At 63.2% G+C, this 10,016-nt stretch carries 8 protein-coding genes and 1 pseudogene; all 9 read left to right on the forward strand.

Translation table 11 applies throughout. From position 1 onward, the window contains the following. The first annotated feature begins 5 nt into the window (after nucleotides 1–5). Nucleotides 6–614 carry a periplasmic heavy metal sensor gene (locus ACK5IR_RS04705; RefSeq protein WP_416926418.1) on the forward strand — a complete coding sequence of 203 codons (609 nt, stop codon included), beginning with the start codon at nucleotides 6–8 and terminating at the stop codon, nucleotides 612–614. Between the two features lie 263 nt (nucleotides 615–877). After that, nucleotides 878–1,705, forward strand: coding sequence for a flagellar motor protein MotB (locus ACK5IR_RS04710; RefSeq protein ID WP_416926420.1), 828 nt, complete (start codon nucleotides 878–880; stop codon nucleotides 1,703–1,705). A gap of 91 nt (nucleotides 1,706–1,796) precedes the next feature. Beyond that, nucleotides 1,797–3,107, forward strand: a complete 1,311-nt coding sequence (locus tag ACK5IR_RS04715) for a flagellar hook protein FlgE (protein WP_416926422.1) — start codon at nucleotides 1,797–1,799, stop codon at nucleotides 3,105–3,107. 23 nt (nucleotides 3,108–3,130) lie between these two features. Next, the gene (flgK, locus tag ACK5IR_RS04720; RefSeq protein WP_416926424.1) at nucleotides 3,131–4,588 is read left to right on the forward strand and encodes a flagellar hook-associated protein FlgK; all 1,458 of its coding nucleotides are present in this window, start codon (nucleotides 3,131–3,133) and stop codon (nucleotides 4,586–4,588) included. 2 nt (nucleotides 4,589–4,590) lie between these two features. Next, a complete protein-coding gene (locus ACK5IR_RS04725) occupies nucleotides 4,591–5,595 on the forward strand; it encodes a flagellin (RefSeq protein ID WP_416926426.1) in 1,005 nt (334 codons plus the stop codon). Further along, entirely contained in the window at nucleotides 5,595–6,704 is a 1,110-nt protein-coding gene (locus ACK5IR_RS04730) for a flagellar basal body P-ring protein FlgI (RefSeq protein WP_416926428.1), read from the forward strand. Before ACK5IR_RS04725 ends, ACK5IR_RS04730 begins: the two co-directional genes overlap by 1 nt. A 513-nt stretch (nucleotides 6,705–7,217) precedes the next feature. After that, nucleotides 7,218–7,736 (forward strand): 50S ribosomal protein L10, encoded by a 519-nt coding sequence (rplJ, locus tag ACK5IR_RS04735; protein WP_416926430.1) that lies wholly within the window; start codon nucleotides 7,218–7,220, stop codon nucleotides 7,734–7,736. Between the two features lie 66 nt (nucleotides 7,737–7,802). Continuing rightward, nucleotides 7,803–8,186, forward strand: coding sequence for a 50S ribosomal protein L7/L12 (gene rplL / locus ACK5IR_RS04740; RefSeq protein ID WP_416926432.1), 384 nt, complete (start codon nucleotides 7,803–7,805; stop codon nucleotides 8,184–8,186). 231 nt (nucleotides 8,187–8,417) lie between these two features. After that, nucleotides 8,418–10,016 (forward strand): annotated as a pseudogene (locus ACK5IR_RS04745) (DNA-directed RNA polymerase subunit beta); the annotation flags it as partial.

Genomic DNA, 10,016 nt, shown 5'->3' on the forward strand with positions numbered 1-10,016 from the left:
CCGACATGACAGATGGCACGCCAACCCCTGCCGAATCCAACCGCCCGCGCTGCCCGCGATGGGTGCGGATGGTCCTGTTCGTTTCGCTGGCGATCAACCTCGCGGTGTTCGGGCTGGTGGGTGGTGCGCTGCTGAAATTCTCGCGTCAGGGCGATATGCGACCGTCGTTCGTTTCGCGCGAGCTCGGGCTCGGGCCCTATATGTTCGCGCTTGACGACGAAGCGCGCGGCAGGCTGATCGCCGCCGCCGGTGGCCGCAAGGACGACCTGCGCCGGCATCGTGGCGAATGGGCCGGCGCGGTGCAGCAATCGCTTGCCGTGCTCAGGGCCGATCCTTTCGATGCGGCGCGCTTCCGGCAGTCGCTGGCGCAGCAGGCCGATCTGGCGGCGCGGGGGCGCGACGTGGGCCAGGATGTGCTGGTCGAACAGATTGCCGGGATGTCGCGCGAAGAACGGGCGGCTTTCGCCGATCGTCTCGAACGGGTGATCCGCTTTGGCCCCAAGCGACATGGCGACAAGGGCAGGGACGGACATTCCGGGCGGGGAGATTTTGACACCGCGCCGCCGCCGCCGCCGCCCGGTCCGCGCGACGGATCCAACCGTTTTGGGGAATGATCCGTTTTCGTTGGCGAAAGAGGGTATTGAGCCCGTTGTGACGTTCGTGCAAAGCGCTCCGCGCGGAGCAAGCCCGAAGGGCAGCTTCGTCCGCAACGGCGGCTTGCACAGGCGGCCATCTTCGACTTTTCACCTGCCGGTGCGCGAGGCGGGTTTCGCGAGGAACCCGCACGGACGGACGCAATTGCCGCCAGATCCCGGATAAAGGGTTCGTTCACGCAGACCTGCTAGCACCGTATACGGGTGTGAAGCGAGGTGGCGGAATGAGCGTTGGGACCAACGCCCCGGTTATTGTCAAGCGCAAGAAGGTTGTCGGAGGGGGCGGGCACCATGGCGGGGCGTGGAAGGTGGCCTATGCGGATTTCGTCACTGCGATGATGGCCTTCTTCATGCTGATGTGGCTGCTGAATGCCACCACCGAAAAGCAGCGCAAGGGGATTGCCGATTATTTCAGCCCGACGATCCCGCTGAGCCGGACCTCGGGCGGCGGCAACGGAAGCCTCGACGGAGATTCGGTCTTTACCGAGGATACGCTCACCCAGCACGGGGTGGGCGGGTTGCGGCTTCCCAATTCTCCGCCCGATGGCAGCGCATCCGAAAAAAGCGCCGGGATGACCGGCGAATCCGAACCGACGCTGGAAGAACTCGAGCAGGTCCTGCTTGGCTCGGGCGGCGAATTGCTGGCAACCGAGAACGCCATGCGACACGTCGTGACGCGGCTGACCGACGAGGGGCTTGTGGTCGAGCTGTTCTCGCTCGACGGGGCGCCGCTGTTCGGGGACGGAACCGGCGAGCCGACGGACCTGCTGACCGATCTGGTCGCCATGGTCGGCCGGGTCTTCCTGATGGCATCGAACCCGGTGGCGGTAAAGGGATACAGCCGGTCCTATGCGGTGGTGCTGAGGCACAATCCCGCGTGGGACGAATCGCTGTCTCGTGCCGGAACGGTGCGCGACATGATCTCCCTCGCCATCGGCATGCAACGGGTGGAGCGCGTGACCGGCCTCGCCGACAGGCAGCCGGTTGCGGAAAACCCGATGTCGATGCGCAACGACCGGATCGAACTGGTCCTGCTGCGATCCGACGTCTGAACGGCAACCGCTCGTCCGGCGTTAGCGCCGCATTAAGCCGGCTGTGCCCATAGTGGCGGAAATTTGGAATGTCAGAACAGAAAGGTGCTCGATGAGCATATCCTCCTCCCTGAATGCCAGTGTTGCGGGCCTTTCCGCAAATGCCACCCGTCTGGCGACGATCTCCGACAATATCGCGAACTCGTCGACCTATGGCTACAAGCGGGCCGAAGCGGATTTTCATTCCATGGTGATTGATTCCGGCAACGGCGGCTACACGGCGGGCGGTGTCGGGGTTTCGACCACGCGCATGATCGACCAGGCCGGCCCGCGGATATCGACCTCGAACGCAACCGATATCTCGGTCAACGACCGCGGTTTCATTCCGGTCACCACCCAGACCGCCCTTGGCAAGTCGAACGGCGATCTGCCGCTTCAACTGGCGACCACCGGGTCCTTCCGCACCGACGAGAACGGTGTCCTGAAGACCACAAGCGGCCTTGTGCTGCTCGGCTGGCCGGCGGCCTCGGACGGGACGATTCCCAATTATCCGCGCGACACCGGCGATGCGCTCGTTCCGGTGCAGATCAACCTGAACCAGTCCGCGGTTGAACCGACAACCGAAATGACGCTCTGCGTGAACCTTCCGGCAACCGAAACGGAAGCCGGCGCTTCGGGCGATCCGCTGTCCCTGTCGGTGGAATACTACGACAACCTCGGTGCCTCGCAGACGATCACGGCAACCTACACGCCGACCGTTCCGGCGGGCGCGACCGACCCAGCGACGAACACCTGGACGCTGACGCTGACCGATTCGGCCTCAAGCGGTGCGGTAATCGGCGAATACACGCTTGTCTTCGACGATTCGCGCACCGCTGGCGGAACACTGGCATCGGTGACGCTGATCAGTGGCGGCGCATACGATCCGGCCAGCGGGGTGATTTCGGCCAGTGTCGCCGGCGGTCCGCTGGACATCACCATCGGTGCGGTAGGGGATTCCTCGGGGATGACCCAGCTTTCCGGCGGCTTCTCCCCCATTCCGGTGTCCAAGAACGGATCGCCGGTGGGCAACCTGACCTCGGTGGAGATTGACGCCAACGGATATGTCTCGGCCAATTTCGACAACGGCATCAGCCGGGTCATCTTCCAGATTCCGCTGGTCGACGTTCCGAACCCGAACGGCCTGATTTCTCTCGACAACCAATCCTACCAGATTTCGCGCGAAAGCGGCGGGTTCTTCCTGTGGAACGCAGGCGACGGTCCGACCGGCGACATCGTCAGCTATTCGCTCGAGGAATCGTCGACCGACGTCGCCGACGAACTTACCAGTCTGATCCAGACCCAGCGTGCCTATTCGTCGAATGCGAAGGTCATCCAGACTGTCGATGAAATGCTGCAGGAAACCGCCAACATCAAACGCTGAGCACTATCCGGGGGCATCAGTCCATGACATTGTCGAGTTCACTTTCCAATGCCTTGTCGGGGCTTACTGCCGCCTCCCGCGCTGCCGAGGTCGTCTCCTCGAACATCGCGAATGCCATGACCGAGGGGTACGCCCGGCGCGAGATACAATTGTCGTCGCGCTCGCTCGATGGCAGCGGTGCCGGCGTCACCATCGAGGGCGTCCTGAGGCTGGTCGACAGCCGCACGCTGAGCGACCGGCGGCAGGCTGAGGCCGCAGTGGCAGAGTCCGCGGCGAGCGCCGATGCATGGACGCGCATCGAAAGCGCCATCGGCCTTCCCGGCGACAGCGGCTCGCTGACCGACCGGATCAATGCGTTCGAATCGGCGCTTCTGTCGGCTGCGAGCCGGCCGGACGAAAGCTCGCGGCTGGATCAGGCCGCCGCGGCAGCCGTCTCGCTTGCCGACGGCATCAATGCGGTGTCGAACGAACTTCAGTCGATGCGCATGGATGCGGACAGCGACATTGCAAACATGGTCGAACGGCTGAACTCCGGTCTGACGCGGGTGGAGGAGCTTAACCGCAGGATATCCGATCTTTCGCTCCAGGGTCGCGACGCATCGAGCCTACTGGACGAACGCCAGCGGATCGTCGACGGGATATCCCGGATTGTTCCGGTGCAGCAAATTCCGCGCGATCGTGGGCAGATATCGCTCTATACCACGGGGGGGGGCATATTGCTGGATGGCACGGCCGCCGAATTCGGTTTTCAGCAAACCGGCACGATCACCCCCTACATGTCGGTTGACGATGGCGCATTGTCCGGGCTGACGCTGAACGGAAATGCGCTGCGTATCGGCGGCACCCACGATCCCGTCGCCGGGGGCGAGCTTGCCGCAGCTTTTACCATCCGCGACGAGATCGCGCCCGGGATTCAGGTCGGCCTCGATGCGATGGCACGCGACCTGATCGAGCGGTTTCAGGATCCGGGTCTCGATGCGACGGTAGCTTCCGCCGGGGCGGGCCTGTTCACCGATGGGAATACCGCGTTCGATGTGGCCGACGAGTTGGGCCTTGCTGCCCGCATTTCGGTAAATTCCGCCGTCGATCCCGCCGGAGCCGGAGAGTCCTGGCGGCTGCGCGACGGAATCGGCGCAGGCGCTGCGGGCCAGTCCGGCAACGCCACGTTGTTGCAAGCCTGTGCGGAGCGTCTTGCCGAAGACAGAATCGCCGTGTCCGGATTGTCTGCCGGTCTGTCGCGGTCTGCCGCAGAGCTCGTTTCCGACATTCTGTCCACCGCGTCGACCGGTCAGATCGCGGCCGAGGACGATCAGGCGTTTCAGCGGGCGCGCTACGATGCGCTGGCGGTCAAGGAAGCCGAAAACGGTGTGGATTCGGATGACGAATTGCAAAAACTGCTGCTGATCGAGCAGGCTTATGCCGCGAACGCGCGCATGATGCAGGCCATCGACCAGATGATGCAGCAACTGCTGGAGATCTGAGCATGTCCATTACTTCGATTGGCGACCTGACAACGAGCCTTCTGCTGCGGCAGCGTAACGCCGGCCTGCGGGCGGATATGGCCAGGATATCCGAGGAACTTGTATCCGGGCGCGTCGCCTCGGTTGCGGGACGGGTTCAGGGGAATTTCCGCGCCGTCACCGGGATCGAGCAGTCGCTCGCGCGGCTTGCCACCCATGACCTGATAGCGCGGGAAACGGCGAGCACTGCCGGGGCGATGCAGACGGTGCTCGATGCGATTGGTGGTATCGCTGGCGACGAGGCGGCCGATCTGCTGCTCATGTCGGTTTCCGCGTCCGAATTCCAGATCGGAAATACCGGTGAAAAGGCAGCGGCGGCCTTCACCTCGATGGTTGAAAAACTGAATACGCAATTTGCGGGCCGTGCGATCTTCGCTGGTGTCGGAAGCGACAGCAGCGCATTGTCCGACGCCGGAGCCATGCTCGACGCACTGCGTGCCGCTGTCAGCGGCGCGGGCACCGCAGCGGACGTGCTGGCAACGGTGGATGCCTGGTTTTCACCGGGCGGAGAATATAACACGTTCATGAACCCCGGCGCCGAAACCCCGCTCGCCGACATTTCGGTCAGCGCGGATCGAAAGGCCACGCTCGATACGACCGTCTCGTCCCGTGCGGTACGCGATGTTCTGCGGGGAATGGCCGCTGCGGCGCTTGTCGACGAGGGCCTGCTGCCCGCACAGCCGGATGAGCAGAGGCATCTTGCCCGGGCGGCGGGCGAGATGCTGCTGAGCGCGCGCGAGGGGCTGGTAGTGGCGCAGGCCCGTATCGGTCAGGCACAGGAGCAGATCGACCTTGCGTCGACCGAGATCGCTGCGGAGCGGGACGCGATGACGCTGGCGCTGGCGAAATTGCTCGATGTCGATACATCCGAAGCGGCGACGGAACTTCAGCAAGTCGAGGCGCAGATCGAGTTGCTGTACATGCTGACGGCGAGGGCGGCCAACATGAAGCTGACGGATTACCTGTAATGGCCCGCCTGTTGTTGCTGATTCTGGCGGCTTTGTCAGCGCTGTGTCCCGGGCTTGCCGGTGCAAGCCCGATCCGGATCAAGGATCTGGTCGAATTCGACGGTGTGCGCGGCAACGATCTTGTCGGGTACGGCCTTGTGGTCGGTCTCAACGGAACCGGCGACGGCATCCGCAACGCGCCCTTTACCGAAGAAATCATGTCGAGCATGCTGGAGCGTCTGGGAGTGAACGTCACGGGCGAGCAGTTTCGCCCCAAGAACGTGTCAGCGGTCTTTGTCACTGCGGTCCTGCCGCCCTTTTCGCGGTCCGGCGGCAGGATCGACGTGTCGGTTTCGGCCATCGGAGATGCAAAGAGCCTTCTCGGCGGTACGCTGATCATGACGCCGCTGACGGCGGCGGACGGTCAGATATACGCGGTTGCGCAGGGAACGGTGATAGCCGGCGGGGTCGCCGCCGAAGCCGAGGCGGCCTCGGTCGTATCCGGCGTGCCGACGACGGGGAGCATTCCGGCCGGCGCCCGGGTGGAGCGCGAGATCGATTTCGATTTCGCCTCGCTCTCCAACGTTCGTCTGGCGCTGCGCGATCCGGATTTCACCACTGCCGGAAGGATCGAGCAAGCGATCAACGCGTCGTTCGGCCGTCCGGTCTCGCGCATGCTTGATGCCGGGACGGTGGAACTCGATATCGCATCGACGCGATCGGGGTCCCCCGCGCGGGCGATCGGACGGATCGAGAACCTTCGCATCGAACCGGAGCGCAAGGCGCGTGTTGTCGTCGACCAGCGATCCGGCACCATTGTCATGGGGGACGATGTAAGGATCTCGCGGGTTGCGGTATCGCAGGGAAACCTGACGCTCAGGATCGAAGAGGCGCCGATGGCAAGCCAGCCCAATCCGTTTTCCCCCGGCCAGACGGTCGTGCTGCCTCGTTCGAACGCGGATATCACCGAGGAACCCGGCATCGGCCTCGCCGAGGTCGAGGGGTCGACATCGCTCGCCCAGGTGATCGCGGGACTGAATGCCCTCGGCGTCTCGCCGCGCGACCTGATCGACATTCTCAAGAGCATCAAGGCGGCGGGTGCGCTGCACGCCGAGTTCATCGTCAATTGACGAAAAAGTGAAGGAAGTTACTGGAGCGGCACCTCTTGCCGGTCCGGGCGGCGCGGGAGTTCGGCCGGTGCAGGCTCCGGGTTTTCCCGCAGAATTTCGCCTGGATTGCTGTCGGACCTCGTGCTTTTTTCTGGTCCGGTGGTATTGTCGGACGTCCGGCGGTAATCGCTTTCTCGGTTGCGCCGGGTCGACGCGAACCGGGCGCCCGACGACGGGCCCGGGGCATGCCGGTTTCCGCCGGCAGCCCCTTGGCAAATGTCGCGTTTGCCAATAAAGAGACACCTCGCGGTTCAGCGTGCGATTCGTCGTGCGCTGTTTTGCGTTTCGTCCAAGACGGTGGGTGCCCCGAAATTTGCGTCGGGTTCATAAATCCTGCCCGAGACGGGATACGACAAGATTGGCCGGGGGTGACCTCGGGCGGTTTGGCGCAGCCCCGTATGCGGACCTGAACGCCGGCACGCGCCGGCAGACATGAGCCGGGGGGCGCGAGTCCCCCATACTTGGAGTGAAACTGTGGATAGAGCCCAGAAAGAGAAAGTGGTCGACGAACTCGGCCAGATCTTCGAAAGCTCTGGCGTCGTGGTGGTTGCCCACTACGAGGGTCTCACGGTTGCCGAGATGCAGGATCTTCGCGCCCGCGCCCGCGGTGCCGAGGCGTCCGTGCGCGTCGCCAAGAACAGGCTCGCCAAGATCGCCCTTGAAGGAAAGCCCTGCGCGAGCATCGGCGAATACCTGACGGGCATGACCGTTCTCACCTTCTCGGAAGACCCCGTGGCCGCGGCCAAGGTTGCCGAGGACTTTGCCAAGTCGAACCAGAAGTTCGAAATCCTTGGCGGGGCCATGGGAGAGAACGCCCTGGACCGTGCCGGTGTCACGGCCGTGTCGAAAATGCCGTCGCGCGAGGAGCTTATCGCCTCGATCGCCGGTTGCATCGGCGCGCCTGCATCGAATATCGCCGGGGCCATTGGCGCACCTGCTTCGAACATCGCGAGCATTCTCAGCACCATCGAGGAGCGCGGCGAAGCCGCCTGATCGCGAGACCCTCGCGGGGTTGACATCCCGACGTTGGAACACATCTAGGAAAACGGAACCCATAAAATGGCTGATCTTAAGAAACTTGCCGAAGAGATCGTGAACCTCACGCTGCTCGAGGCCCAGGAACTGAAAACCATCCTCAAGGACGAATACGGCATCGAACCCGCCGCCGGTGGCGCGGTGATGATGGCCGGTCCGGCCGACGGTGGCGCCGGCGCCGCCGCCGAGGAGGAGAAGACCGAATTCGACGTGATCCTGAAATCCGCCGGCGAGAAGAAGATCAACGTGATCAAGGAAGTTCGCGCCATCACCGGCCTTGGGCTGAAGGAAGCCAAGGAACTGGTCGAAGCCGGTGGCAAGGCCGTCAAGGAGCAGGTCTCCAAGGACGAGGCCGAAGAGATCAAGAAGAAGCTCGAAGAGGCCGGTGCTGAAGTCGAGCTCAAGTAATCGGGGCGCAAACCCTGCATTCAAGGCTGGGTCCGGCGAATACCGGGCCCGGCCGAGCCTGTCTCAGAGAGGCCCTGCGGGCGGGGCCTCTCTAAGGCGCGGTTCGACAGGTTCGGGAGCTGCCGGTGGGACGGTGGCGGGAATGGAACCTGACCCCCTTATTTCGTGAGCGGTACGCGGCCGATGCCCGGCGGCTGTGTGAAACGCTGAAAACGAAAGGTAATACACCACATGGCGCAGACCTTCCTTGGCCAGAAGCGACTCCGCAAATATTATGGCAAGATCCGGGAAGTCCTGGAAATGCCCAACCTCATCGAGGTACAGAAATCTTCCTATGACCTGTTTCTGAAATCAGGCGACCAGTCCCAGCCGCTCGACGGCGAGGGTATCATGGGCGTCTTCCAGTCGGTGTTCCCGATCAAGGACTTCAACGAGACCGCCGTTCTCGAATTCGTCCGCTACGAACTGGAAAAGCCGAAATACGACGTCGAGGAATGTCAGCGGCGCGACATGACCTACAGCGCGCCGCTCCGGGTGACGCTGCGCCTGATCGTGTTCGACGTGGACGAGGATACCGGCGCCAAATCGGTGAAGGACATCAAGGAGCAGGACGTCTTCATGGGCGACATGCCGCTGATGACACCCAACGGCACCTTCATCGTCAACGGCACCGAGCGGGTCATCGTTTCCCAGATGCACCGCTCGCCCGGCGTGTTCTTCGACCATGACAAGGGCAAGACCCATTCCTCGGGCAAGCTGCTCTTTGCCTGCCGGATCATTCCCTATCGCGGCTCGTGGCTCGATTTCGAGTTCGATGCCAAGGATCTGGTCTATGCGCGCATCGACCGCCGCCGCAAGCTGCCTGTCACCACGCTGCTCTATGCGCTGGGGATGGATCAGGAAGCGATCTGCGACGCCTATTACGACACGATCAATGCGCGTCTCGAAAAGAACAGGGGCTGGGTGGTCAAGTTCTTCCCCGAGCGTGTGCGCGGTACCCGTCCGGCCTTCGATCTTGTCGATGCGGCCACCGGCGAGGTGATCTGCAAGGCGGGCGAGAAGCTGACCCCGCGCACCGTCAAGAAGATCATCGACGAGGGGCGGATCACCGAACTGCTGGTGCCCTTCGACCAGATGATCGGCCGCTATGTCGCCAGGGACATCATCAACGAGGAAACCGGTGCGATCTATGTCGAGGCCGGCGACGAACTGACCTGGGATATCGACAAGGACGGCGAGGTTTCCGGCGGAACGCTCAAGGACCTGCTCGATGCCGGCTTCACCGAGATCCCGGTGCTCGACATCGACAACATCAATGTCGGCCCCTACATCCGCAACACCATGGCGATGGACAAGAACATGAACCGCGATACCGCGCTCATGGATATCTATCGCGTCATGCGCCCGGGCGAGCCGCCCACGGTCGAGGCAGCCTCGGCACTGTTCGACACGCTGTTTTTCGATTCCGAGCGTTACGATCTCTCGGCCGTCGGCCGGGTGAAGATGAACATGCGCCTCGATCTCGACGCCGCGGACACGCAGCGCACGCTCCGCAAGGAGGACATCATCGCCTGCATCAAGGCACTGGTCGAATTGCGCGACGGCAAGGGCGAGGTGGACGATATCGACCATCTTGGCAACCGCCGTGTCCGCTCGGTCGGCGAACTGATGGAGAACCAGTACCGCGTGGGTCTCTTGCGGATGGAGCGCGCGATCAAGGAGCGGATGTCGTCGGTGGAGATCGACACGGTGATGCCGCAGGACCTGATCAACGCCAAGCCGGCGGCGGCGGCGGTGCGCGAGTTCTTCGGCTCCTCGCAACTTTCGCAG

It is taken from the genome of Tropicimonas sp. (assembly GCF_047971885.1).
Taxonomy (GTDB): Bacteria; Pseudomonadota; Alphaproteobacteria; order Rhodobacterales; family Rhodobacteraceae; genus Tropicimonas.

What these genes read in the sequence shown, in the direction of transcription:
- ACK5IR_RS04705 (WP_416926418.1), top strand. Translation starts at nt 6, where the DNA reads ATGACAGATGGCACGCCAACCCCTGCCGAATCCAACCGCCCGCGCTGC.
- ACK5IR_RS04710 (WP_416926420.1), top strand. Translation starts at nt 878, where the DNA reads ATGAGCGTTGGGACCAACGCCCCGGTTATTGTCAAGCGCAAGAAGGTT.
- flgK (WP_416926424.1), top strand. Translation starts at nt 3,131, where the DNA reads ATGACATTGTCGAGTTCACTTTCCAATGCCTTGTCGGGGCTTACTGCC.
- rplL (WP_416926432.1), top strand. Translation starts at nt 7,803, where the DNA reads ATGGCTGATCTTAAGAAACTTGCCGAAGAGATCGTGAACCTCACGCTG.
- ACK5IR_RS04715 (WP_416926422.1), top strand. Translation starts at nt 1,797, where the DNA reads ATGAGCATATCCTCCTCCCTGAATGCCAGTGTTGCGGGCCTTTCCGCA.
- ACK5IR_RS04725 (WP_416926426.1), top strand. Translation starts at nt 4,591, where the DNA reads ATGTCCATTACTTCGATTGGCGACCTGACAACGAGCCTTCTGCTGCGG.
- ACK5IR_RS04730 (WP_416926428.1), top strand. Translation starts at nt 5,595, where the DNA reads ATGGCCCGCCTGTTGTTGCTGATTCTGGCGGCTTTGTCAGCGCTGTGT.